This is a genomic window from Flavobacterium psychrotrophum (genome assembly GCF_003403075.1).
Classification (GTDB): domain Bacteria; phylum Bacteroidota; class Bacteroidia; order Flavobacteriales; family Flavobacteriaceae; genus Flavobacterium; species Flavobacterium psychrotrophum.
Genome location: NZ_CP031557.1, coordinates 2,142,531 through 2,168,443, shown reverse-complemented (window position 1 = coordinate 2,168,443; position 25,913 = coordinate 2,142,531). Strand labels below are relative to the sequence as shown.

Below are 25,913 nucleotides of genomic sequence, written 5' to 3'. Positions count from 1 at the left end.
AATACAATTGTAAACCGGGCGCCTTCACCTTCAGTGCCGTTACCGGTAATGGTGCCGTGGTGGCGCTCAACAATTTTTTTTGCACAATGAGAGCCCAAGCCCAGTGCCTTCGTACAGGCTTTTATTATTCAGGCATTAAAAATCTGTTTGGAACAATACATTTGACATTAAGGCAGGATTGCAATGAAGTTTCGGGTATTATAATGTAACGTTAAACCTTGCCTTCGACAGCGTAATATGGCTAACTTAGTGTAAACTAAAAACAAACTGCCATGAGTGACAATACATCAAACACAGGAAGCCCGGACCGTGACCGCATCAGTACATCTGAAGACTACGAAGTGCGTTACTGGTCTGAAAAATTCGGGGTCAGCAAGCAGGAGCTTATTGACGCTGTTAAGGCGTCAGGAAGCAATAGCCCGGACAAAGTTGAAGCGTACCTAAAGGAAAGAAAGTAACAAAAGGATTGCCGTAAGGCAGTCCTTTTGATTAACCAAAAGATTCAGTAATGAATTTACTTAAAATAGCTATTGCAGCATTTTCAGCAACCAATATAATGACCACCTTTAGCTACCTGCTATCGGCCAATTTTAAAAAGCTTTTTAAGGAGCCTGTAATGATGAATTTTATACTGGAAGGTATTGGCATAGAGCTTAAAGGTAGATGGCATAAAGCAGGCGGCTGGATCGCACACTACATTATTGGCTTTGCTTTGGTGATAACCTACGAGGCGGTATGGCGGTATACTAGTGTAAAATTTGGATTTATAACGGGAATAATATTTGGTGTCATCAGTGGTTTAGTAGGTATCCTATGCTGGAGGGCCATCTACTTAACTTCCATTCATGACGATGTATCACGAAGATCGTACTACATACAGTTGTTCTTTGGACATATCCTTTTCGCCGTTGCAGTTGTTATTGCTTTCCGCATATTCAGGTATGACCCTATTTCTAAAATTGAACCGTACCTTTAGTTGCACTCAATAAACAATACAAATCCTAACTATTTTCCAGCAGCTCCAATGTGCGGCTGTCCAGTAGGCCTCCAAAATATATATTGATCACTTCATTAAATACGGGATCTGTATTTTCTACCAGGCTAAACAGCGTCATGGAAGAATGCAGTTTTAAATCGTCGGGATACCCGAAAATATCAGAAGCTGATTTGCCTTTTATCGCTAGTAGTGCTTTAGTAACTTCGATAAGGTGTTTGCCTAATGTGGGGTGTTGCAGATACGCTGTTGCTTCCGGCAAACCCGTGATACCGAAGTAACGTGCATTTTCGCTGGAACCCAAACCCAAAAGCTGCGGAAATATGTACCACATCCAGTGGCTGTGTTTATGCCCCCCTTTGATTTCGGACAGAGCCTTCAGATACACCTGATTTTGGGCTTCTAAAAAACGTATTAATTTGTAGTTGTCTTCCATAATTAGCGGGCTAAATTAATTTTTTTGGAATAAAGAAATTTGTTAAAGTTTGTTAAATTAATTACCATTTCTTTACCTGCCTAAAAGTGAGGTTGATCCTTGGCGCCATTTCTTTGGCCGACTTAGGTATATGGTGCTCCCAGAAAGTGTTGGTAGTGCCTGACATTAGCAATAAAGTACCATGGTGCAGCGGTATCTCAACCTGCCCGGCTTTTTTATTTGTCTTGTGCCGGAACTTAAAGGGCCTTGTCTGCCCGAAGGTTACCGATGCGATATTGGGATTGCTGCCAATCCGGTGTTCCTTATCGGAATGCCACGCCACACTGTCGTTGCCATTACGGTACAGGTTTAAAAGAACGGCATTAAATTGCAATCCCGTTTCTTTCTCAACCCGTAACCGCAGTTCTGAAAGCTCCGGTGTCCAGGGCAGCGCATTTTCGCCGGCTTCTTCCTGCGCGCCGTACCAGGCAACCATACGTGGTGCCGTGACTATTCTATCATACATCGGCATTTGGTATTCACGCCATGGTGTATTGTGCAATAGTGAATTATAATATGCATCAGCGGCGTCTTTTGCAATGAAACCATCATAATGCATTAATTCCAGATCCGGCAGGTCAATATATTTTTTAGATGAAGTGCCGACCGTAAACAGTTCTTTGTCGTCAAAAAGTGTCATCATTCCTTTTTTTTATTGGTGGAGTTCCATTAAAGTAGCCTGCCGGACAACCTTGCCGGGGTATTTTGCCGCAAATGTTGTGATCAGCTGCATGATATAATTGTTGCTTTTATGGGGTGTCACATAGCCTTTTATTTCGGATGCCTCCGTAATGCTAATATCGGAAGCTATGTAACCCATCCCATAGAAGTGGCCTTTTTCTATCCAAATACAACTGCGTTCGTCGGCAGTACGCCCTTTATCAATAATACCGAAACTGGGCCTGCTTTCGGCAATAAAATCAAGGGCATGGTCAATGGAACTATTGTGTGCTGATACCTCAGGCAAATCATTCAGGTCCCGTATTGCCGATGCTTCCCCTTCGATAGTTCCATAATGGCAAAACCTGTGGTCAATTCCAAACTGCTGCGTAAGTTTGAGCAGCAGGTTCACACCATCATATTGGGAATGGAACATTTCAATATAGGATTGGTGCTTCGCCAATTTTCCAATCGCTAAATACCGGTAGCCATTACGCGCCTCGTATTCATATAATCCAAATTTTGGGTCAAACCTCTTTAACGCCCTGTTGTGTACCGGCCAAAGCTTCTTGATCTCGCAACATTCCAGAAGCAGCGCCATGAATTCGGTAGCACAAACTTCGAAAGAAATGGAGTAAATGTCCTTTAGGAAATTTTGCCGTTGCGGGGTGATCTTATGGCCGCTGAAATGCTGCGCAACGCGTTTCTTTACATTTTTTGCCTTGCCGACATATACCACCTGCCGCTGCTGGCTGTAAAAATAATACACACCGGGCTTTTCGGGCAGCTGCTCAAAGTCTTCCGGTGGCAGGTTGGGCGGCAGGCGCTGGTCCTGAGCATTCTTCCTGACCATTTTTATAATCACATCGTCACTGTCCCATTGTAGTAAAAGGGATAGCAGGATGGCGGTAGCATCGGCATCACCCCCGGCACGGTGCCTGTTCTCTAAGAGGATATCGAGCGAGCGGCACAGGTTCCCAAGGCTATAGGAGGGCAATCCGGGCCGTATTTTCCTTGCCGCACGGACCGTGCATAATTTTTGCTTAGCTGTCCATTTAAGGCCGGCCCTGCCCAGTTCGTGGCGGACAAAAGAGTGGTCGAAGTTCACATTATGCGCCACAAAAATGCGGCCTTCAAGCAACTCCATGACTTTTTCAGCAACCTCTTCAAAGAGGGGTGCATCACGTACCATTTCATTATTGATCCCCGTCAGTGCAAATATGGGCAGCGGTATTTCTTTTTGTGGGTTTACGAGGGTCTCGAAGCGGTCCAGTACGTTCGTCCCGTCATGAATTATAATAGCGATTTCGGTAATGCGGCTGCCACTGGCATTACCGCCTGTGGTCTCAATATCCACTATAGCATATTCCGTTTTCTTCATCTTACGCTTCTATTTTGATTGGACCATTTTATGCCTTGGCAGGTTGATCTCCTGTTCCTGTGGATACGGTTCACGATGGGTCATCGAGACGTCTTCGCGCAGCTTTTCCTGGGTTTGGGAACTCTCGGCATCGCTTTCCCTGTAGCGCGGGTCCGAAATGAATGGCATTTTTTCCATTTTGGATATCGTGATGGTCGGGAAATGATAATCCACCTCTACGGTACCTAAAAGCAGGTAGCAACCCCCGCCTTTAAAAGGATATTCTTTGAGGCTGCCGGTAAAGTGCGCCGTATCAAAAAACTCGCCATTGGCATCGATCCAGGTACCAAAATACATGGCACCCATTTTTGTGGGTACATGCTTTCGCGATACCAGGTAGGCCAACATCTTCACCTGCTTTTTATGGTACTGTACAAGATCGCATGCCTTAACGTCTCCACGGTAGGAAGTCCTAAGCAGGTTAAAGGGTGTCACCGATACCGGAAAGCCCAGCAGTTCAATCTCATCGAAGGCATCCTCATAGGGCGAGCGCAAGAGCATCGGGAGTTCATACTGCTGGACGGCATAAGGGAACAGCATTGGCCCAATACTTTTGGGGGTGAACCGCAACATTATCCTGCGGGCAGTCACCAGCAATTCATTCTTTGTCTTTCCTGTAAAACGGAATGCACCAATGTAGATCAGCAGTTGCACCCCTTCAATACCGATGGGTATCCGGTAGATAAACTCCTCCAATGACGCATACTCACCGTGCTGCTCACGCTCCGTAACAATGTTTTGTGCCACTTCCCTTTGCAGGCCCTGTAAATGCATGAAGCCGAGGTACACATTTTTGCCATACAATGTCGTTTCAAACTCACTTTTGTTCACGCAGGGATTGTGTATCCGGGCTCCCGACATACGTGCCTCATGTACATACACTTCAGTACGGTAAAAACCTCCCTGGTTGTTGATCACGGCTACCATAAATTCAATAGGGTAATGCACTTTTAGGTACAGGCTTTGGTAGCTTTCCACGGCATATGATGCCGAGTGCGCCTTGCAAAAAGAATATCCGGCAAAGGATTCGATCTGGCGGTAAATTTCCTGGCTCAACTGTTCTGGATGTCCCTGCCGGGCACAGCATTCGAAGAAATGGTCTTTCACCCTTTGAAGCGCTTCTTTGGATCGCCCCTTTCCGCTCATGGCACGCCGCAATATATCCCCGTCGGCCGCAGGAAGCCCCCCATAATGCAGGGCAATCTTGATCACGTCTTCCTGGTACACCATAATACCATACGTTTCGCCCAGCTGTTCTTCAAATACCGGGTGGAAATATTCAAACTTATCGGGATAGTTATGACGGAAAATGTATTCCTTCATCATTCCTGATTGGGCCACTCCGGGGCGGATGATTGAAGAGGCAGCTACCAATACTTTGTAATTGTTGCATTTCAGGCGACGCAACAGCCCCCGCATGGCAGGGCTTTCAATATAAAAACAGCCAATGGTGTTGCCACGCCCTAAGTACTCATTGCAGCTGGCCTCATCCTTTGAAATGGAAGTGTCCCGGATATTGACATCGATGCCACGGTTTTTTTTAACCAGCTTGGCGGCATCATCGATATGGCCGATTCCCCTTTGGGAAAGGATATCGAATTTCTCAAAGCCTATTTCTTCAGCAACATGCATATCAAATTGTACAATGGGAAAACCTTTCGGGGGCATTTCCAGTGCCGTAAAATCGGTAATGGGGTCTTCCGAAATGATGATCCCACAGGAGTGCATGGAACGCTGGTTTGGATATTTCTCCATCATCATCCCGTATTTGTGTATCTGCCTAACGATCTCGTTTTTATCGTGCTGGTCCATTGAAGTCCCCGAGAGCTTGTCAAGTTCTTCCTTTGGACGGCCAAAGACCTTACCCACCTCACGGAATATGGACTTGTATTTGAATTCCACGTTGGTGCCGCAAAAAGCCACGTGTTCACGTCCATAGCGGGTAAAGATGTATTCGAGTATGGTATCGCGCTCTTTCCAGGACCAGTCAATATCAAAATCGGGTGGGCTTTTACGGTTCAGGTTCAGGAAACGCTCAAAATACAGGTCAAGTTCCAACGGGCAGATATCGGTAATGCCGAGGCAATAGGCAATAATGCTGTTGGCCCCGCTGCCGCGCCCGATATGAAGGAAACCCATGGAATTACTATAGCGGATAATGTCCCAGGTGATCAGGAAGTACCCGCTAAATTCGAGCTCGTGGATTACTTTAAGTTCTTTTTCGATACGCTGTTCCGCATCAATATTCCCTTTACCATACCTTTTGATCAGGCCCTGCTGTGCCAGGCGGGTTAGGAGCTGTAAGTCAGTATCCCGGTTTGCGGTATAATGCTTTTTATTGCGTGGCACTTTGAATTCGTATTCAAAATGACAATCTGCCATCAGGATATTGGTGTTTTCAATAATGGAAGGATACTGGCTGTACGTTTCAAGCAGCTCGCTTTCAGGTACCATACATTCGCCCGGGGAACAATAATCCGAAGGGGTCAGCTTGCTCCCAAGAGTATTTAGGTCAATCGCCCGCAGGATACGGTGCAAGTTGTATTCCGGCTTGTCGCGAAAAGTGACAGGATGCAGTACTACCATTTTATCCAGCTTTGACTGCCATTCCGGGCGTATGAGCATGGAGAGGTTTTCAGGGCGGATGCCAATGTATTCAAAATCCTGAAGCACTTCAGGAATGTTATCAATGGGATAAATTACAAGGACATTTTCAAAACCCGGGGCGACAAGTGGCAACGCCGTCCCCGCAAGGTTATGCTGGGTGCGCAGGCGGTTGATCTCTCCAAGGCCTGAACGGTTTTTTGCCAGTGCGATATAATGCAGCCTGTTGTCGTGGCGTAGTTCCATCCCCACGATTGCCTTGATCCCTGCTTCGTTACAAAGCCTGTAAAATTCATAAATGCCCGTTACCGTATTGATATCGGTAAGTGCCATAGCCGTCACCCCACAGGCGGCCGCAAGCGGTATAAGGTCTGCCACCGGAATGGTGCCGTAGCGCAAGGAGTGAAAGGAATGGCAATTGAGGTACATCTTAAAGGGCTTTAGGTTTCAGGAACGCGCCGTTGCAGCGCATCACGGCATTGGCTCCGAAACGGTTCTTGATCTTGTCCATTGCCTGGTAAAGCGACATGAGTTCTACGGTGTCTTCAAACATATTGATCTGGTAGGTACCGCGCACCAGCCCGCTAAAGCGCACGCCGATAAGGCGCAGGCTCATACGGCGCTGGTACAGCTTTTCAAAAAGCTCCAGCACCGCCTTGGTCAGGGTATGGTCGGCGGAGGTATAATCAAGGGCGACCTGACGGGTTTCTGTATCAAAATTGGAATACCGGATCTTGACCGTAACCGTCGATGTTAGCCAGTTCTCCTGCCGGAGCTGGTAGGCGAGTTTTTCGACCATACCACAGAATACTGCCCGTAAAAAATGCAGATCGGTAGTGTCCTGATGGAACGTGTCTTCTGTAGACAAAGATTTGCGGTAACGGTGCGGTTCCACCGGTGTGTTGTCAATGCCGTTGGCTTTTTTCCATAGTTCAAGGCCGTTCTTGCCGATCATCTCCTGCAACACCTGTCCCGGCATTTCGGCAAGGGTTTGTATGTTACGGATACCAATACGGGATAACAACGTAAAAGTCGCGTTACCGACCATGGGGATCTTACGGATGGAAAGCGGGTTAAGGAAGTGCTGCACCTGTGAGGCAGCGATTTCAAGGTTGCCCTTTGGCTTGCCCTCACCGGTGGCGATCTTGGAAACGGTTTTGTTCACCGATAAGGCAAAGCTTATCGGCAGGCCGGTCTCACGGGTGACTTTTGCTGCCAGCTCATTCGTCCATTTATAGGCACCATGGAACTTGTCCATCCCGGTAATATCCAGGTAGTGCTCGTCAATGGATGCCTTTTCTACGACGGGTGCCTTTTCTTCTATGATTTGAGTAACTGTAGTGGAATAACGGGAAAATAATTCCATATCGCCCTTTACGATTTTTGCTTCCGGGCAAAGCTTTAGCGCCATTTTAATCGGCATGGCCGAGCGCACGCCAAACCGGCGTGCCTCATAGGAGCAGGAAGCCACCACACCACGGTCACCACCGCCCACAATAAGGGGAATCCCTTCCAAATCAGAGTTTTGAAGCCTTACGCAGGATACGAAAAAGGTATCCAGGTCCATATGCACAATCGAGCGTTCCATAATCAATCCATTTTGTACCCCACAAAATTAGGATAGATATTCCCAAAATAGCTTATATTTGTCGGGATAAATAATCCCAAAACGCTTATGTCTTTATTCTCTGACAATATCAGGCATCTCCGGATGAAAAAAGAAGTCTCGCAGGAAATCGTTGCCGAGCGCCTCTCTATTTCACGCGATATCCTTGCTAAATACGAGCAGGGAAAGTCGCAGGCCCCGTATGAAAACCTCATCAAACTGTCACGGTATTACCACGTCAGCATTGACCTGTTGCTGACCGTGGACATCCGTAAAATCGATATGGACGGGCTTATACAACTGGATGATAACCGTATCGTGCTTCCCATTACAGTAGACCATAAAGGGGAGAATGTTATTGAGATCATTCCCCATAAAGCCAGGGCGGGATACCTGAACGGCTATAGCGACCCCGAATTCATAGAAGGGCTGCAACATGTTTCGTTGCCTTTTTTGGGCAGTGGAAAATTCAGGGCTTTTCCGGTAGAAGGCGATTCGATGCCACCCCATAAGGACGGCTCTTTTATTATTGGGCGTTATATAGAGCAGTTGGGCCATGTTACCGATGGCAGGACCTATATACTGCTGACCAAAGACCAGGGTATTGTTTACAAAAGGCTGAATAAGAATGGCAAGAATACCCTTGTACTGCAATCCGACAATACCTTTTATGCGCCGTATACCGTAAAGGCCTCCGATGTCTTGGAAATATGGGAATATGCCTGTAGTATTGCCACCAAGGAATTTGAACCTGATGACAGCCCTGAGATGATACGGGATGTATTACAGGGTATGCGTAAAGAGATGGCAGCTTTACGAACGATCAATAAACAATAGAACACGAAGATATTATACACGATGGACACAGTCATACGCTTTAAAGTAAAAAAAGACCTTGATAATAAACAGTATCAAAGCCTGCTTCGGTTAAAGGGGAGCATCATCGCTAAGGGTTTTACCGATATCATCCATATCAGTGATGAAGGGGAAGAATTCCATATCAATTCTTTTTCTGTGCTGCCGGAACACAAAGCAGCGATATTGGAGTACGTGAGCCTTTATATTAGAGAAAACAGCCTTGATTCAACAATTACCATGCAGTAATTTAGTTTTATTACTATAGCGCCTGAAAACAATAATGAGTTTAGTTTACATATTCTTTTGTTTTACAACATGCCTGGATAGTTGATTCTTTCAAAGTGCTGCCAGTTATCAAATTATCTACCTTAAAAAAACAGGTATATTTAAATTTATAATTAGTATTGATTTTACAGGGCAGAAGGTACTAAGGCATTTTTTATTTTTACTATATGAAGCTTCAAGATTGCGAAAAAGAAATTAAAGACCGCCACTACCTGATTGGGTCAGAGATGGAGCACCAGTCAGGCACCCATAAAATAAAGATTGCTTCATTGGGAGCCTATCCAATCAATGGAACTGCTATGTACTATATTTGCTGCCATTATTATAAGCAGAACGACAAGGCCATTATGTGAATATCCTTTTGGAAAACAAACGCATTGATATTTTATGCCAATAAGTCACTTCAAGCCATTTTATTCCTGATTTTGGCACTGAACAATAAAGTTGAAAGGGTAGTGCGGCATTTAAAGAGCCACACATACGTCGTTGTACTGAGCCCTGCGCACCGTGCCGAAGCGTCATCGGTACTACGTAATATAGCTGTTATCCATTGTAATTACATTAATCGCATTTCAAAATCACTCGATTTGAATATGGCCTGGTCCTGTTATTTGTGTAAAGCATTTTTTAATGATAGATCAATGGAATCCCCTAAATTTCATTGGTATCGATTTAAATGTCTATATTTTTCAGGCTACTATTTTCCAAGTAAAGGGAACGCTATTTTACCAATAATGATAATTTAAACCATACTAATTTGATGTTCGATTAAAGGGTATTTATTGGTTGGGTTTTTATATTTTTTGGTACGGTTTTCTCATCTCATATTCAGTAATGGTTTCTTAATTTGGTACATGTAAAAGATTATACACTACCTAAGCGAAACCAAATGAGACAATTATATCTATCCGAGCGGATTGCAACAATCATCAGTTGCTTATTCATCTTATTGTTTACTTATGCCGGAGTAAGCAAACTTATAGACTTTCAAAATTTCAGGATACAGCTTGGACAATCTCCTTTACTCAGTTCTTTTGCTACTGAACTATCGATCCTCGTGCCTTTAACTGAACTTTTAATAATAATTACACTTTCAGTAAAATACCTCCGGCTAGCTGGTCTTTTTGCGTCCTATACGTTGATGGTACTGTTTACCGCGTATATCTTCATCCTGCTGCACTACAGCCCGTACATACCCTGCTCGTGCGGCGGCATCTTAGAGAAAATGACATGGAACCAGCATCTTATTTTTAATCTTTTTTTTATTTTTCTTGCTGGGGCCGGTATCTTTATCATGCCGTCAGGGAATGCTCACTTTAAAAGTTCCGGACATGCCTCTTAAGTATAAATTCCTTTGGCTGTGCTTGTGCTCCCTTACAGGGGTCGGGGCCATAATTGTAATGTTCCGTATTTCCGAAGATACCACTCATTATCACAATCGTTTTGTGCGAAGATTTCCCCAACATGTTGCTGAAAAAATAGCCCAGGCAAACCTGGAATTCAATTCGTACTACTTTGCAGGCTATAGCAACGGCCAACTCTATTTAGGCAATACTACAGCGCCACTGCAGGTCATGGCATGGGATGCCGGCCTTAAAAAAAGGACTGTCCATCATATTGAATTGATTGAAAAGGACCTGCCGTTCCAGTCACCCCGGATCCGTGTTGATGGTAACCAGTTCTATGTTTATGAAGGAAGTGCCCCCTATATTTACCGGGGCACCACCAAGGTATGGAAAGCGAAGCGAATCCTTCAAGGGGGGCATTATTTTTCCCAGCTGGAGCCCCTTGACCCCGAACATCTTGCCTTACGGTATGTAAAAGATAATGGCGAAAGCCTTATCGGGATAGTAAACCTTTCTGATACTACCGATGTTACCTATGGGCCAGCGGTATTGCAAAAGCAATTTGACGGTATTTTCGATACCGATGGCAGCCTTCATACCGATACAGAGAAGAAACGGCTGTTGTATGTCTATCGGTACCGTAACCAGTACATCCTTGCCAACGACCAGGCAAAAGTCCTTTACAGGGGCAACACTATCGATACCATCAGTACGGCACAAATTGAAATCATTGAAGTGTCCGGACATAAGAAAAAAACATTTTCGAAGCCACCCCTGATCGTAAATAAAAGCAGTGCCTACTTCAATGGCTTACTGTTCGTCAACTCCCTGCTTCCGGGTCGCTATGAAGATGATGACCTCTGGAAAACCTCCAGCATCGTTGACGTTTATGATGTGGCCAGCCGCACGTACCGCTCCAGTTTTACCGTGGCGGATGCCGGTGGGAAAAAGATGCGCTCCATGTTTGTTGTGGAAGGAAAACTGTATGCATTGATCAATAACCAGCTGGATTGCTATAGGCTTCGCGAGCACTTGGCCCAAAGCCGCGCCGCCTCGGCAAGCCAGCCTTAAAATATACCGGCCGGTACCAGGGTACGATCGAAAACCTGTAACAGAGTAGATCAACAACACTTAAATTTTTTTATTATGAAAACAAACCCGTTTAAACGACTGATGCTGCCGCTTGCAGTTGCAGTCTTAGGCTCTGCCGGAGCTTTTGTGACCACCTCAATGGGTAAGGCAGATGCGTTCGCTAACCAGCAGGGCTATCGTTTCGTGTCAGCTGCGGACCCCTGTCACAGTGAGATCATGTGCCGTACCGAAGAGGGTGATATCTGTACGTTAGGTTCCGTAAGGCTATGGGGTAAAGCAACCCCTGCAGCTACAACGTGTAGCGTACCGCTTTATAAAATAAATTAAGGCGCAGGTATAAAAATGGTGCAGCCCGTAGGTTTACGGGCTGCACTTTTTTAATTTGGTTTGCACCATCCCGGTTCCGGCTTGTCCTTAAGGTAATGGTCAAACCACTCCATAACCTTAATTGACAAATCCTTTTGCTTATAAGGATCAATGATAACATGGCCTTCGCCGGGATATGTTATTAGTAACCCCCTTTTACCCAACCGCCGTAACGCGATGTGGAACTCGTAGCTTTGGAACGGGTTGACCTGGTCATCATTCTCGCCGATCCAGCTAAGCAAGGGCGTCGTTACCTTATCCGCAAAACGAACCGCTGAATTCCGGTCGTAGTGTTCCCAGTTGTTGAAGATGTAACCCATACGGCACTGGTCGTGCTCAAAGCGCCAATAGTTGGGCAGGGCATAACTCCATCCGACAGAAAGGTAGGATGAGCTTAGGTCTGAAACCCCATTTCCGGATACCGCTGCGTGGAAAATATCGGTTTGGGTAATGATGAAATTGGTTTCGTACCCCCAAAGGAATGACCGATCAGCCCGATACGCCCCTCGTCTATAGAAGCGTTTTGTTCTGCGGCATACACAGCTGCTGTTACGCAGTCAAGCGCTGAGATTCCCGGCTCCCATATTGTATATGCGATATCAGGATACAGTACAAAATAGCCACTTGTGGTAAAATTTGTTTTATTGAAACCGGATGCATTCAAAAGGGAGGGATTTGTATACCTATGCTGCTGCGCTAACTGCCTTTCATAAATGTGTACGACCATGGGGTATTGTTTCCCAGGATCATAACCGGCAGGGTAAAAAAGAATTCCCTTTAGTTTTTCACCATGGCGGCCAGTATAGCTTACCAATTCTGACCTTCCCCATAAAAAACGGTCCTGTTGTGGATTACCCTGTACGATTACCCTTTCTTCTTTATTGTCTTTCTTTATATGTAACGCAGGCGGTCGGTCGTAATCTTCAACCGTATACCCATAGGTTTCTTTGTTTGACGCTTTTATAAGAGCAGCAGCGTGGAAGGATCCATAGACAATTTCCTGAAGCTTATTATTGTGCCAGCTAAAAAAACCTGAAGCCTGGTAATCGATATCCCTTGCTTCCAATAGTAATGTCCGAGCGGTATCAATCACAGGCCCACTTCCACTAAAGCCCTGTCCCTGGCTGAATTCCCAACGGTTGAACCGGTACACTCTATTGTATTCCTTCCCGTTGGTAAGCCGGGCTGCTGCTGCGCCGTCAGCGGCCACCTGCCATACATCGAACCGGTCATACAGCAATACGCCTTCCTTCCCATCTATCCAACCCGCAAAGCCATATGGGGGAATATCCCCGGCCGGCTCTCTGAAGCGTCCGCGAAATGAGTAGCTATGTTTTTCGTCAGGTTGCGGTGTTGGTTTTCCGGAATACTATACACCCACCAATCCTGCCCGAGGAAATAGGCAATATGTTTGCCATCGGGGGACATGTACAGGGCGTTATAATCGGGCAGGTTTTTCAGGAAAAGTCCTTTTTTTCCTGTGGACAGGTCTGTAATACAGCAATCCCTGTCAGGCTGCTGTTTGCTACCGGGGGCGTTATCAATAGGGTTGAAAGTAATGGCATGGGATTGCGTACCGTTAAGTTGCGCATTTTGTTCAGTAGGCGTAGCAATGTTTTGAAATTTATCCGAACCCGGTGTCCACATTGCCAGCCTCGGCCAAGTTTGGTAACTTCCATAGCGCTCAGCGTGTGCCTGTAAGAATTTATCAGCCGTGTTCCAAACGCGCACAGCCGGAATTTGTCCAGTTGTACTGTCGGTACTGTGATCCCTTGTGTAGAAGAATACCCTCCTGCCATCCCCGGCAATAACCAGGTTGTCCCGAAACAGGCTTGCCAGGATATGTCCCTTCGGCCAGCCAGGATGCAGGGTAGGGTCAAGGCAATGAAGTTGCCTGTCATCCATCGCACGGTAATACAGTCGGTCGCCTGTTCCTTCAGCCTTCCCTTTGGGCCTCCCGACAAAGGCGACCGCTTTTCCCGCCCCATGCCACACCGGGTTCAGGAACTGCAGGCTGTCGCTGTGCATAAGTAGTTCTTCTGTAAAGCCGTTATCAAGCTTTATTATCCCGACAGTATTTTCTTTCCCAAGGCTGCAATACAAAAGGGATGCGGCTTGGGGATTAAAATTCCACGAGGTAATGCCGGGCAGTGTTTTCAGTACCGTACCATCAGCGTGAAGCACGTTCAACAGGCTGCCATTCCCATTGTCCCTGCCAAACAGTAACAGGGTCGTGCCGTTCCCGACCTGATATTCCGAAACGCCCTTAACGGTGCTGCGCGTGTCCTTTTTAAGGTCCTGTACTACAAAAATGCTGTCATTAACGATGCAGGCAAAATGCTGTTCACCCACAAAATGGCCCTCCCTGCCGCCGGCAAATGTGAAAGTGCGCCCATTATCTACTGCTTTTACAAAGAGGGTATCGGGACCCTGTTTGTACTCCATGGAGTAGCTGGCAAAGCGACCGTTAGGTGAAAGTGCCGTGCCGGCCAGCGTACCCCAAAGCGGATAATCGGCCGTGGTTACTGCCTTTTTTGGTACCTGCCCCATTAAAGGGCAGGCGGAAATCAGGCCTGCAATGACCACGTGCCGTATTTTTTTGATCTTTACTAGTTTCATCAGTACCCGGTGTTTTGCGGCAGAAGGTTGGGATTCAGGTTCAGCTCGGCATCCGGCAAGGGGAAGAGCGCATCATTCGCGGTCCAGCCGTTCTTTGCCGGTGCAAGCACGGCATCCAGTTGCCCGAAACGCCTGAGGTCAAAAAAACGATGGCCGAATTCGGTAAATAATTCCGCACGCCTCTCGTTGAGTACCGCTGCGAGTAAGCCTTCCTGCGTGATCGCTGTAGTCGGTGGCAATCCTGCTTTTGCCCTGATGATGTCCAGGTCTTCCTTACCCCCGATAAGGTCGCCGGCACGCAGGCGTGCTTCGGCCCTGATAAGGTACATTTCCCCAGGCGCAGTACTATGGAGTATTCCTGTGAAGCCCCGGTATTGGATTCCTCGCGGTATTTATAAGGGCGGTACCAGGTAGTCATGCCATCAGAAACTTCAGCGACCCATTCCTGCCTGCGGAGGTCGCCGGGCTCAAAACTATTGGCAAGGGAGGCGGTTACTGCCGAAAGGGGAGGAGGGCCGCTGGTAAAACTGAAGGTTATTGCCTCAAGGCTGTTGCCGCCACCGCCCGAAGGGCTAAATTGCCAGATGTTTGCAGGGTTCCCTAATAAGAACATACCAGCCACATCCTGCCCGTAATTGTATAGCCCTGTATTGTTGAGCACTGCGGAAGCAGCATCGGAAGCCCCGGCATCATCACCCGCGTATAATGCAACACGTGCCAGTAGCGCATAGGCGGCGTATTTGTTGGGGCGCGTACGGTCGGGTGTGGTATATTCTTCCGGCAGGCTTTCAATAGCACTGTACAGGTCCTCTTTAATCTTCAGGTACACATTGGCCTGAATCAGTTTTGATACGTTACGGTTCTGCTGGTAATCGGTCGTGGTTACGTAAGGTACATCGCCAAAAACCGAGGTAAGGTAAAGGTGCAGCAGGCCCCTTACAAAAAGCGCTTCCCCCTGGAGGCGGCGGCGGTCCGCTTCCAATAAAGATTGTGAGGCCGTAGCGCCTTCCAGTACCGCATTAGCGGCGTATACCTGCCCGTAGGCATTGTCCCAGAGTGTCTTTACCGTGCTGTTGGTTACCACCAGTGCATTGTTATAAAACGGTACTGCGCTGTTTTGTGGGCTGCCATAAAAGTCAAGCTCATCGGTATAATTCCCCAAAAGGAACGACAGCCCTTCAGCATTTCCGGACAACATGCCATTGTCACGCATCCTGGCATATACATCCGCCATTGCAGCGTCCGCTGTTGCTTTATCTTCAAATACAGCTTGCGCTGCCAATTGGGAATCGGGCAGGCCCACTTCCGTAAAATCGCATCCTGAAGTGACGATTGCTATAAAAAGGGCGTATGCTATATGTGAAGCAGTAAACCGGCGCAGGCGCATGGTATACGCAGTAGTATATTCTATCAATATTTTCATAATCGTAATGTTTAAAAGGTACATTGTATCCCGGCACTGATTACCCGGAGGGGGGGAAGAAACCCTGTAGCCCTGAATTCGGGGTCGGCGCCTTTGTAGGAGGTGAACGTCAGCAGGTTCTGTGCCTGCGCAAAGATTTTGCAACTGATCCCATCGAGGGGCAGCTGGTAGGACAGCGACAGGTTTTTAAGGCGGATGTAAGAGGCATCGCTTATGGCCGCATCGCTTTCCATGTAGCGGTAATACGCATCTACAGCGGCACTGTTCGTCCCATCGGTATACAGCTGGTGGGTAGCGGTAGCACCCGGTTGCTGCCAACGGTCCAGCATGCTTGCAGGCTGGTTGGAGGCTGTACCCGGCACACCGAAGAATGCCACCTCATTAAAATTCTGTTGTTTGGAGAACTGGAACAGAAAATCAAGCTGCCAGCGCCTGAACCTTATGGAGTTCTGTAATCCCCCGAAGTACTCCGGGTTCAGGTCTTTTACGGTCTGGCGGTCAGCGCTGGAAACCGTACCGTCGCCATTGGCATCTTCAAAGCGGTAAATGCCTGTCTGGGGATCTACCCCCACTACGTGATACACTTTACGGATGTTCAAAGGCTGGCCGATCACATACTGGTTGGCATACGTGGAGCCCCCGAGCCCGGGGAACGCCAGGAGTTTGTTCCTGCCTGCGGAAATATTAAAACTGGTTGTCCAGTTAAAATCTTTGGTATCAAAATTGACGCTGCGCAGGGTTACCTCCACTCCCGTATTCTGCACGGTGGCATCCAGGTTGGCCTGTACCGATGAAAAGCCGGTCGTCCCCGGAAGCGGGATACCCGTCAGCTGGCTGGAGGAACGGTTGCGGTACCATCCCAGGGTCAGGAACAGCCGGTCGTTGAAGAACCCGGCCTCCAGTGCCGCTTCCAGTTTTTTACTGGTTTCCCATCCGAATTCTGGGTTGTACAGTCGGGAGGGCTGAAGCCCGATAACGCCTCCATAAGACACACCCGAGGTGGAGTAGGTGTCGAGGAACTGATAATCGCCAATCTGGTCGTTCCCTGTGATGCCGTACGAACCCCGAAGCTTTCCGAAACTCCAAAAGCTGTCCTTATCAAAGAAACCTTCTTCGGAAAAAATCCATGCCGCGCCAACTGCCCCAAAACTGGCGAAGCGTTTTCCGGGCCCAAAACGGCTGGAACCGTCCCTCCTGCCGGTCAGGTTCAAGAGGTACCTGCCTTTCCAGTTGGCGTTCACCCTGCTAAAAAAAGCCATGTAACGGTATTCGGTACCCTGGTCCTGCAAGACGAAAAGCTGGGAGGCCGCTGCCAGGTTGTAGATAAGGCTGTTGCTGGAGAACCCGGAGGCATACAGCACGTTTTGCTGCCCCTGCTGCGACTGGAAGGTACTCCCTGCAAGCGCGTCAAGGTTCAGCGCGCCCATAGTTTTCGTCCAGTGTAACTGTGGCTCTATGATCCACGACTTCCTGTCGGATGACGATCGGATCAGGGTGGAGAAGTCACTCCCGAGGCCATAAGCGGGGTCGTACTGGGTGGATGGCGAAGCGTTATCTTCCCCATTGTTTACCGATGAATAGCCAAAGCTGGACTTTAGTTCCAGCCCGCTGCCCAGGTCATAGGAGAGCTGGGCGTTGGCGATCAGGTCGTACGTCCTGGACTCGTAACTGCCTTCGAGGTTACGGAGCGGGTTGTTAAAAGTGCTGTTCTCCCAGTTCAGTTTTCCCTGCTGGTCGTATAGTGCGGGCGCATTGGGGGCTAGGGAAAGCGCTTCCTGCATCAGGTCGATGCGGGGCTGGTTGTTGTATTGGGCTGTGTAGCCTGCCGAGAAGTTTACCTTAAACCTTTTATTGTCCGATACGTGGTTCAGGTTCAGGTATACATTCCCCTTTTTGTAATTGAAGTCGCTGGGAAATACGGTAGCCTGCCTGTTAAACGTACCGCTTAGCAAGAACTGGGTTTGCCCGGAGCCCCCGGATAAGGCAACCTGTGCATTGGTAATCGCCGCGGTGCCTCCCAGTAATTCTTCCTGCCAGTCGGTGTAACGGCTCTGATCCCATGTCCCGTTGACATCATACGCTGCGGCGGGATACTCCGTAATGCCATCGTTGGCCAAAGCTTCGCGGCGCATTTCAAGGTACTGGCGCGTATCCATCAGGTCCATTTTCCGGGTTATGGTACCCGCCCCCTGGTACATGGTGCCTGTGAATTTCATCTTCCCAACCTTACCCTTTTTAGTAGTGATGAGCACTACGCCATTCGCGCCCCGTGAGCCGTAGATCGCGGTGGCATCCGCATCCTTAAGCACCTCAATGCTCGCAATCTGCTCGGGATTGATGCTGTTCAGGGGCGAGGGCTGGGTGGGAAGGACCGTTGCGGTGGACGCACTGCCGATGGGTTCGGAAGAATAGGGGACACCATCGATAATGTATAGCGGGCTGTTCCCGCCACTGCGCAGGCTGTTGAGCCCCCGTATCTGGATATCGAAGCCCCCACCCGGCGTGCCGGTGGTCTGTACTACATTAACACCAGCCATACGCCCCTGTAGGGTGGCCAGCACATTGGTTACCGGCTGGGTCTCAATGTCACGGGAGGTAATCCGGGCTATGCTGCCCGTGCTTTCTTTTTGCTTTACGGAATAATACCCCGCGTTAATAGTAACTTCCTCAAGGGTGGCCGAATCTTCTTCGAGTACAAGGTCAATCGTTGTCCGTCCGTCTACTGAGATTTCCACTGTCTTATAGCCAATGCTTTCAAAGACCAGAATATCCTGTAATCCGGCATTGATGGAGTAGGTGCCGTCAGCAGTGGAAACGGCATGCATGTTCTTACCTTTAACAGAAATACTGACACCCGGCAAAGGGCCGGAAGCATCACGGAGGTTTCCTGATATGGTGTGTTGCTGCCAGGTGTGACCTGAATACCCAGCGGAGTACGAGGCATTGGCAGGGGCAGGGCAAAGAAGGAGGCAGCACCCAATAAGTATTGGGTACCCAAAAGCCATCCTACCCTTGCAGAATAAAAAATAATTCATACATTGGTTAAGTTAAATGAAACGATGCGTTTTGTTGGCTATGGCCCTCTACTAGTCCGCCAAGATCGAGTACGAGGGCTTTTTTATGTAATCTTATTACATGAGCAAAGGCAATAAATGGTTAGTTGAAAAAACAGCCTGAGACTCCCAATCACTAACTCAAAAGAAAATCAGTACCTCCCAGGCCTTTAAAGCGTAATAAAGATTTTTTTATATCATAGGCAGCAACTATTAGTTCAACAATTACGTATGTGCGAGACTATGAAATCATTGAAGTGCGCTAAGAATTGAAGTTGAGTGGTTGTCCCCTAAAAAAGGAGGCGTGGGTTTAAACTCAGCTTACTGCCTTAGAGGTACTGGTATACCATGGAACAATAAGTGAGCCCACGCCGTATGGCGTGAGCATTTACACTTATCTCCTCGTTCCTATTTAAAATTACCAGTTTTCTAAGACGAGATTCAAAGCGAATGCTTCTAATACTAAATATTGAAGAATCGCAAATTTAACAAAAATGATACTATTTGCATAGCACAGAGCCAAATATATTAATTTTTATCGGTACGGCAAAGCGTACCGATAAAATTATTCAGAAATTGTTAATTGCAGTTGTGAAAGAAGAGTTAGAAGAAAATATTAAATTAAAGACTGCTGCAAGTTTACGTAAGCTTATCAATTGTGAAGACATCGAATTATTGTCTGATAGCTACAATCAAATTGCTTTAGCTATTGGTATGCGCAAAGGGACAGTATCTGATGCCTTTAATGCAAACTCCAAGCCTAGTTCCTCTACTTTATTTATGATAATAAAAGCAATGGGATATTCACTCTCTGATTTTGCTAAAGTATACGAATCACTTACAGATTTTGAAGTCAATGAATTCAAAAAAAGTAGAGAAAAATAACTTTACTATAAATACGCAAGAGCATATTTTTTTAAAAAACTACTTGGGCGATAAAAACAGGTATTTTTACCTGTACTCATTATCGCCCTAAATTTATAATTTAGACAAAATTATCTTGTTAATAAATTACTTTAGAATTGTTGAGGTATATCAACTTCTCTACAGTAAAAATTCCTATATATTTATCAATCTTAATTATTAATAATTGTGAACATCAAAGAATTTGTAAGTGGGTTTAAAAGCCATCCCGTTCTCTTCGTTGGAACAGGTTTAAGCTTAAGGTACTTAAATAACGCTTTCAATTGGGATGAGTTATTAAAAAGCACATGTAAAATTGTTGACAAGAATGAGGAAAATTATTTAGATATAAAAGCTAAACACATCATAGATAACGGAGTTTTTAACTTCCCTAGCATAGGGTCTGATGTAGAAAAGCTTTTCAATCAGTTTCTTACTGAGAATAGAAATGGTGCTTTGAAAGATATCAATGATGAATATTATAAGTCCATAGAAAACGGTAAACCCATAAGTAGATTTAAGTTATATGTAGCTTCAGTTTTAAAGAACCTTGAACTTAAATCAATACAAAAAGAAGAAATTGAACTTTTAAAGCAGTTAAAAAACAATATTTCATCAATAATTACAACTAATTATGATACTCTTCTAGAAAACATAATAGGATTCAAACCATTAATAGGTAACGATATTTTATTATCAAATCCTTATGGAGCATTATATAAAATTCATGGTTGTGTATCAGATCCGTCAAAGATAATTATCTCCAGTGAAGATTATGATCGGTCAAAAAGTCAGGATGAACTTATTAGAGCTCAGTTACTTTCTCTATTTATACATAATCCAGTTATTTTTCTGGGATATGGAGCTCAGGATGAAAATGTAAATAATATTTTAAAGACAGTTTTTAAATATACAGAATATAATACGGAAGCTTTTAGAAAAATTAAAGAAAATTTTCTAATAGTTGAATACGCACCTAATTCTGAAAATGAAGAAATATCCGATTACCACTTAAAAATTGAGGATATTCCAATACAAATTAAAAAGCTGCAGACAGACAAATACTCTTCACTTTATAAAGAACTTGTAGAAGCCAAATATCCTATATCTGCTGTCGATATACGGAAAGTTCAAAATATTATGTCTGACATAATAACTGCAAAATCATCTGATAAAAAATCGGTTCGTGAAGTTATAGTTGTCGATTCTCAAGAAGAAATAAATAATGAAGATCGTGTACTCGTGATAACATACGGTAATAGAGAAACGGCAAATACAATTAAACAGACCGTTTTTAAAGAGAAGTTGATACCAGAGCATATGTCTGTAAATGATTTTATAAATAATTACTTTGAAATAATAGATGAAAAAAACAAAGAAAGAATAAAAGTTATTGATCGCTTAACTATTGCAAAGAATGTATACTTTCCAATTTTAGGTTTTCAAAAGATTTATTCTAAATTGAAATTTTCATCAAAAATCGAACAGATTCAGAAGGATATTTTGGACAAATTCGTTAAAAAGACACCAAAGCATTTTACAAAACATATGTCAATTGAAGATGTGTTTAAGGATTCAACTATCGCAACATCCAATAAACATTCGACCCTCGTATTTAATGTATGGAACGATAATATTCCACTCGAAAATTTAGAATTATTTTTAAGAAACTATGACGAAGACAAAGGAGACTCTAAATATAGAAGATTAATTACGTTATATGATTACAAAAGATATAAATAATACATTCTATTAATGAAAATTTTAATTCTTATCTGTTCAATAATTTTTATACTATCAATATTTTCGACATTCAATAAAGCGGTATCAAAATATATTTTTCGAGCTTACCATAAAAGAACCGATTTTTTAATATTAGGCATTGTAACAGCTTCGTCAGCGACTATTATTTACAGTCTTGTGACTGTAAATCACTTTATAGAAAATCCAGATTTTAATGATGATGGAAAAATTGAATATCTGGGTACCCTAGGAGATTTAGTTGGAGGCTTAGTGAATCCTGCTATTGCGATTCCTGCTACATTATTAACTTTTTTGGCATTCTGGGTGCAGTATAAAGCTAATGATGAAGTTAGAAAACAATTTGATGTTCAGAAATTTGAGACTGAACTTAACTTAAAAATTACAATATTAAGACAGGAAATAACCGAGATAAGTCTACCTGCAATAAATAAAAAAGATTATTCGGGTAGAGAGGTAATGTATCAGTTAGATAAAGAACTGAAATTTATATATTTTATTGTAAAAAACACTAGTTCTATAACTGATAGCCAAAAGATACTATCATTGTCATATTATATTTTTTTTAAAGGGCGTTTGCTTTTTTTGAAAAACATTAACCATCTTTCTTTAAGATATAATGTATCTAGAAAGCAGCTTTTAGATATTGAACAAGTTATATCTAAAATATATACCACATTCAAATTTGATACTAAGAATATATTAAAGGATGTCAGTAATGAAGAAAATACACTTGATCAAATTTCATTACTTAAAAAAGCTTTAAAAGATGAATTTAAAATAGGAGATTTGTTCGACGAATTTGCTGATTATAAGATTGTATATTACTTATTTTCTGACATTTTTAATTATAACCTACACCACTTTCCTTTTAAGGGACATGAAACTAAACTATCACTTTTTTTTAGGCAAATATTTAATATTGTAAAGTTTGTTAATAATGTAGATTATTTCACCTATGAGCAGAAACGTGGTTATTTAAGAACATTGAGAGGATTACTTTCAAACTACGATCAACTTCAAATTTTTTATAATTGGTATTCTGATACAGCAACTAAGTGGGAAGATAAGGACAATAAATTTTTAACCGATTTTAGAATGATTCATAACATTCCGCTAGACTTCTTGATTGAAGATCTTAAACTTGATGATATTTTTTCAAACAGAAGCTTTAAGTTTGAAAGTGGAAGAAGAAGCTCAGATTCTTTATTTGAAAATATAGACATATTTTCAAATCGTGTATAGTCAAGTAATCGTGTATGACGGCTATATTATTGATTGAATTTCATTGAGATTTTAAATTCTCCCAATTTTGTGTTAATGGACTAAACTAATAAAACCGTATTTTTACAGGAAATCAACTCCTTCTATATGACGTTTAATGAAGATTCCCGGGTAAAAATTCCTGCTTTACTGCACTTAATGCGCCTGGGTTATAGATATATTCCTTCTAATCAGCAGATAAGGATAGAAGAAAACAATATCTTCCCCTCTATTTTTATTCCAAAGATAGCTGCCATAAATAATATTTCTGAGCAAGATGCCCAGCGTTTACTCGATGAAATTAATTTAGAGCTCGACTATGAAGATTTAGGTAAAAAATTCTATGAGCGGTTGGTGGCTACATCAGGGCTGAAACTGATAGATTTTGCAGATTTTTCCAATAACGAATTCCATGTCACTACAGAGTTAACCTGCAAAACGGGTGATGAAGAGTTTCGCCCTGATATTACCGTTTTAATTAATGGGATGCCTTTGGCATTTATTGAGGTTAAGAAACCACACAATAAAGAGGGGGTTATCGCTGAACGGAATCGTATCAATAAACGCTTCGCTAATAAACACTTCCGGCGTTTTGCTAATCTAACACAGTTATTGGTGTTCTCTAACAATATGGAATATGAAGACGGAATTGTAGACCCTGTCTTTGGGGCATTCTATGGAACTCCGTCTTACGATCAGGTTCATTTCAATTTCTTCAGGGAAGATGAGGAGTATCCTGTAAAGCAAAAGTTGCTTACAATTGACGAGAAAACCGAAATTGAGCTGCTTAAAGATAACAACCTGATTGTTATTAAAAACAGTCCGGAATACCTTATCAATAAAGAGGAAAGGACACCAACAAACCGAATTTTAACTTCTTTATTCGGTAAAGAGCGCTTACAATTTTTGCTGAAATATGCCATTGCTTATGTAAAGGAAGATACTCAGGGTAAAATTTCGTACCAAAAACACATTATGCGCTATCCTCAGTTATTTGCCACGCAGGCAATTGAGGCAAAGCTACAGGCAGGTCAAAACAAAGGAATTATCTGGCATACCCAGGGTTCGGGTAAAACGGCCCTGGCCTATTATAACGTGAAGTATCTAACCGATTATTATGCTAAGCAACAAATTATACCCAAGTTCTACTTTATCGTAGACCGTTTGGATTTGTTAATCCAGGCTTCTGGCGAATTTGCCAATCGAGGCCTGAGGGTAAAGCAGGTAAATTCTAAAGATGAATTTGTTAAAGACTTGCAGGTAGTCGGCGCTTTGCATAACGATTCCGGAGAGCCTGAAATTACAGTAGTCAACATTCAGAAATTCTCAGAAGATGCCGTTTCAGCTAAAGATCTTATGTACGATATCAATGTGCAAAGGGTTTACTTTTTAGATGAAGCCCACCGTAGTTACAACCCGAAAGGAAGTTATTTGGGCCACCTGTTTAATTCTGACCGCTCAGCGGTAATGATTGCCTTGACCGGCACACCATTATTAAAAGAAGTTGCAAAGGACTACGATTCAAAATTGTTGTTTGGCAATTACATCCACAAGTACTACTACAACATGTCCATTGCCGATGGCTATACGCTTCGCCTTATTCGCGAACAGATTGAGGGCAACTTCAAAATGGAAATGAAGGAGGTCATGGACGAAATCAAGGTGTTGCAAGGCGACATAACTACAAGACAAATATATGCGCATCCTAAGTTTGCCGCGCCTTTACTCGATTATATTACTAAAGATTTAATCAAATTCCGTCGAGACAACCAGGATACATCGTTAGGCGGTTTGGTGGTTTGTGATTCTGCCGACCAGGCAAAGGAGCTCTTCCTGTTGTTTCAGGAAAAATATGGCGTGCAGGAAACCGATGCCAGCCTTTTAATGGCAGCTGAGCCAAAGGCGAAATACGGATTACATGATGAGCCAACCCTGAGCGCGGCGCTGATTTTACATGATGTTAACGACAAAGCCGTTCGTAAAGAGTTAATTAATGCATATAAAAAAGGCAAAGTTGATATATTATTTGTCTACAACATGCTGCTGACGGGTTTCGATGCCAAACGGTTGAAGAAATTATACCTGACGCGCATAATCCAGGATCATAACTTATTACAGACCCTGACCCGTGTGAACCGCCCGTATAAGAAATACCAGTATGGCTATGTAGTGGATTTTGCCGACATCTCCAAAGCGTTTGATCGTACCAACAAGCTGTATTTTGACGAGTTGCAGGAACAGTTGGGCGACGAAATGGAAATGTATTCCCACCTGTTTAAAACAGAGGAGGAAATCCGGAAGGAAATACAGGAAATCAGGGAAACGTTATTTCATTACGATACGCAGAACATGGAGCTATTTTCGCAGCAAATTGCCCGGCTTACCGATAAAAATGAGCTGCTGCGATTGATAAGGGCTTTGCGTACTGCCAAAGAACTTAAAAATATTATTGCCGTAAACGGTTATGATGCGCTTGATGGCATAGCCGATTTTGAGGTATGGAACCGCCTGCTGCTTGAAGCGCAACACCGTCTGGATAACCTTAATTTCCTTGAAAGCATAGGTAATGAAGAGGCTTCTGCCAATTTGCTAAACACGGCTTTAGAAGATATTATTTTCCAGTTTATTAAAGTAGACGAGAGCGAACTTGTATTAGCAGATGAGTTTAAAAATATTTTACGTAAAACCAGGGAATCGCTGCAGCATAATTTCGACCAAATTGATCCACAATTTGTAAGTTTGCGCGAAGAACTGGAACGCATTTTTAAGAACAGGAACCTAAGCGAAATTTCTCAGGCCGATATGGTAGAGAACATGCATTTGCTGCAAAAAATTTACGACCGGGCAAAAGAGCTAAACCGTAAAAATGCTTTGCTGAAAGCCAAGTATGAAAACGATGACAAGTATGTCCGCGTGCATAAGCGGCTTAGTGAAAAAGGAACGCTCAATGCTAAAGAAATTCAATTGCATAAGGCGTTAATGCAGGTGAAGCAACACGTGGATAGTAAACTGGAAGGCCAGGAAGATGTGTTGAAAAACGAAGCCTTTTTTAAACGGTATTTGCTGCAACTGGTGGTACAGGAATTCAAGAAAAATGAGAACATACCGCTAGATTTCCCCACTACCGAATCTATTAATAATTTAATTGTAAACGAGTATTTACACCAATATCAATACAGATAATA

22 protein-coding genes and 1 pseudogene are annotated in these 25,913 nt (G+C 44.1%); 12 read left to right on the top strand and 11 right to left on the bottom strand.

What is annotated here, in order from left to right:
• The first annotated feature begins 272 nt into the window (after positions 1 to 272).
• Positions 273 to 458 (top strand): DUF3606 domain-containing protein, encoded by a 186-nt coding sequence (locus tag DYH63_RS09480; protein ID WP_116788576.1) that lies wholly within the window; start codon positions 273 to 275, stop codon positions 456 to 458.
• A gap of 50 nt (positions 459 to 508) precedes the next feature.
• The gene (locus DYH63_RS09475; RefSeq protein ID WP_116788575.1) at positions 509 to 976 is read left to right on the top strand and encodes a hypothetical protein; all 468 of its coding nucleotides are present in this window, start codon (positions 509 to 511) and stop codon (positions 974 to 976) included.
• Positions 977 to 1,001: 25 nt separating this feature from the next.
• Here the strand turns inward: DYH63_RS09475 and DYH63_RS09470 are convergent, their stop codons facing one another.
• From DYH63_RS09470 to dinB, 5 genes are all read right to left on the bottom strand, one after another.
• Complete coding sequence (locus DYH63_RS09470; protein WP_116788574.1) at positions 1,002 to 1,430, bottom strand: DUF1810 domain-containing protein; 429 nt, start codon at positions 1,428 to 1,430, stop codon at positions 1,002 to 1,004.
• A 61-nt stretch (positions 1,431 to 1,491) separates the two neighbouring features.
• A complete protein-coding gene (locus tag DYH63_RS09465; RefSeq protein ID WP_369692836.1) occupies positions 1,492 to 2,112 on the bottom strand; it encodes an alpha-ketoglutarate-dependent dioxygenase AlkB family protein in 621 nt (206 codons plus the stop codon).
• Between the two features lie 9 nt (positions 2,113 to 2,121).
• A complete protein-coding gene (locus DYH63_RS09460) occupies positions 2,122 to 3,510 on the bottom strand; it encodes an exonuclease domain-containing protein (protein ID WP_116788572.1) in 1,389 nt (462 codons plus the stop codon).
• Between the two features lie 9 nt (positions 3,511 to 3,519).
• The gene (locus DYH63_RS09455) at positions 3,520 to 6,582 is read right to left on the bottom strand and encodes a DNA polymerase III subunit alpha (RefSeq protein WP_116788571.1); all 3,063 of its coding nucleotides are present in this window, start codon (positions 6,580 to 6,582) and stop codon (positions 3,520 to 3,522) included.
• Between the two features lies 1 nt (position 6,583).
• Complete coding sequence (dinB, locus tag DYH63_RS09450) at positions 6,584 to 7,741, bottom strand: DNA polymerase IV (RefSeq protein WP_116788570.1); 1,158 nt, start codon at positions 7,739 to 7,741, stop codon at positions 6,584 to 6,586.
• Positions 7,742 to 7,828: 87 nt separating this feature from the next.
• Here dinB and DYH63_RS09445 point away from each other — a divergent pair, with 87 nt between their 5' ends.
• The 6 genes from DYH63_RS09445 (at position 7,829) to DYH63_RS09420 (ending at position 11,667) form a co-directional block, all read left to right on the top strand.
• Positions 7,829 to 8,596 carry an XRE family transcriptional regulator gene (locus DYH63_RS09445; protein WP_116788569.1) on the top strand — a complete coding sequence of 256 codons (768 nt, stop codon included), beginning with the start codon at positions 7,829 to 7,831 and terminating at the stop codon, positions 8,594 to 8,596.
• Positions 8,597 to 8,617: 21 nt separating this feature from the next.
• Positions 8,618 to 8,863, top strand: coding sequence for a hypothetical protein (locus DYH63_RS09440; RefSeq protein WP_116788568.1), 246 nt, complete (start codon positions 8,618 to 8,620; stop codon positions 8,861 to 8,863).
• 206 nt (positions 8,864 to 9,069) lie between these two features.
• Positions 9,070 to 9,255, top strand: a complete 186-nt coding sequence (locus DYH63_RS09435; protein ID WP_116788567.1) for a hypothetical protein — start codon at positions 9,070 to 9,072, stop codon at positions 9,253 to 9,255.
• A gap of 536 nt (positions 9,256 to 9,791) precedes the next feature.
• On the top strand, positions 9,792 to 10,244 hold the full coding sequence (locus DYH63_RS21775) for a MauE/DoxX family redox-associated membrane protein (RefSeq protein ID WP_116788566.1): 453 nt from the start codon (positions 9,792 to 9,794) through the stop codon (positions 10,242 to 10,244).
• 58 nt (positions 10,245 to 10,302) lie between these two features.
• Complete coding sequence (locus DYH63_RS09425; protein ID WP_116788565.1) at positions 10,303 to 11,319, top strand: hypothetical protein; 1,017 nt, start codon at positions 10,303 to 10,305, stop codon at positions 11,317 to 11,319.
• Positions 11,320 to 11,394: 75 nt separating this feature from the next.
• Complete coding sequence (locus tag DYH63_RS09420; protein WP_116788564.1) at positions 11,395 to 11,667, top strand: hypothetical protein; 273 nt, start codon at positions 11,395 to 11,397, stop codon at positions 11,665 to 11,667.
• A gap of 50 nt (positions 11,668 to 11,717) precedes the next feature.
• On the opposite strand, the gene DYH63_RS09415 is transcribed toward DYH63_RS09420, so the two are convergent.
• The 6 genes and pseudogenes from DYH63_RS09415 to DYH63_RS09400 all read right to left on the bottom strand — a co-directional run bounded on the left by DYH63_RS09415 (position 11,718) and on the right by DYH63_RS09400 (position 18,783).
• Entirely contained in the window at positions 11,718 to 12,143 is a 426-nt protein-coding gene (locus DYH63_RS09415) for an alpha/beta hydrolase family protein (RefSeq protein ID WP_240409110.1), read from the bottom strand.
• Positions 12,101 to 12,946, bottom strand: coding sequence for an alpha/beta hydrolase family protein (locus tag DYH63_RS21620; RefSeq protein WP_240409089.1), 846 nt, complete (start codon positions 12,944 to 12,946; stop codon positions 12,101 to 12,103). The genes DYH63_RS09415 and DYH63_RS21620 overlap by 43 nt, the downstream gene beginning before the upstream one ends.
• A gap of 17 nt (positions 12,947 to 12,963) precedes the next feature.
• A complete protein-coding gene (locus tag DYH63_RS09410) occupies positions 12,964 to 14,325 on the bottom strand; it encodes a hypothetical protein (protein ID WP_162926980.1) in 1,362 nt (453 codons plus the stop codon).
• Complete coding sequence (locus tag DYH63_RS21615) at positions 14,325 to 14,654, bottom strand: RagB/SusD family nutrient uptake outer membrane protein (protein ID WP_240409109.1); 330 nt, start codon at positions 14,652 to 14,654, stop codon at positions 14,325 to 14,327. Before DYH63_RS21615 ends, DYH63_RS09410 begins: the two co-directional genes overlap by 1 nt.
• A 434-nt stretch (positions 14,655 to 15,088) precedes the next feature.
• A pseudogene (locus DYH63_RS21610) lies at positions 15,089 to 15,523 on the bottom strand (RagB/SusD family nutrient uptake outer membrane protein); the annotation flags it as partial.
• A gap of 236 nt (positions 15,524 to 15,759) precedes the next feature.
• Complete coding sequence (locus DYH63_RS09400) at positions 15,760 to 18,783, bottom strand: SusC/RagA family TonB-linked outer membrane protein (RefSeq protein ID WP_116788561.1); 3,024 nt, start codon at positions 18,781 to 18,783, stop codon at positions 15,760 to 15,762.
• A gap of 522 nt (positions 18,784 to 19,305) precedes the next feature.
• Here DYH63_RS09400 and DYH63_RS09395 point away from each other — a divergent pair.
• From DYH63_RS09395 to DYH63_RS09380, 4 genes are all read left to right on the top strand, one after another.
• Positions 19,306 to 19,686 carry a helix-turn-helix domain-containing protein gene (locus DYH63_RS09395; protein ID WP_116788560.1) on the top strand — a complete coding sequence of 127 codons (381 nt, stop codon included), beginning with the start codon at positions 19,306 to 19,308 and terminating at the stop codon, positions 19,684 to 19,686.
• 207 nt (positions 19,687 to 19,893) lie between these two features.
• Positions 19,894 to 21,447: an SIR2 family protein gene (locus DYH63_RS09390; protein ID WP_162926979.1), complete on the top strand. Its 1,554-nt coding sequence runs from the start codon at positions 19,894 to 19,896 to the stop codon at positions 21,445 to 21,447.
• A gap of 12 nt (positions 21,448 to 21,459) precedes the next feature.
• Positions 21,460 to 22,710 (top strand): putative phage abortive infection protein, encoded by a 1,251-nt coding sequence (locus DYH63_RS09385; RefSeq protein WP_116788558.1) that lies wholly within the window; start codon positions 21,460 to 21,462, stop codon positions 22,708 to 22,710.
• A 126-nt stretch (positions 22,711 to 22,836) separates the two neighbouring features.
• Complete coding sequence (locus DYH63_RS09380) at positions 22,837 to 25,911, top strand: type I restriction endonuclease (RefSeq protein ID WP_116788557.1); 3,075 nt, start codon at positions 22,837 to 22,839, stop codon at positions 25,909 to 25,911.
• Positions 25,912 to 25,913 lie beyond the last annotated feature (2 nt).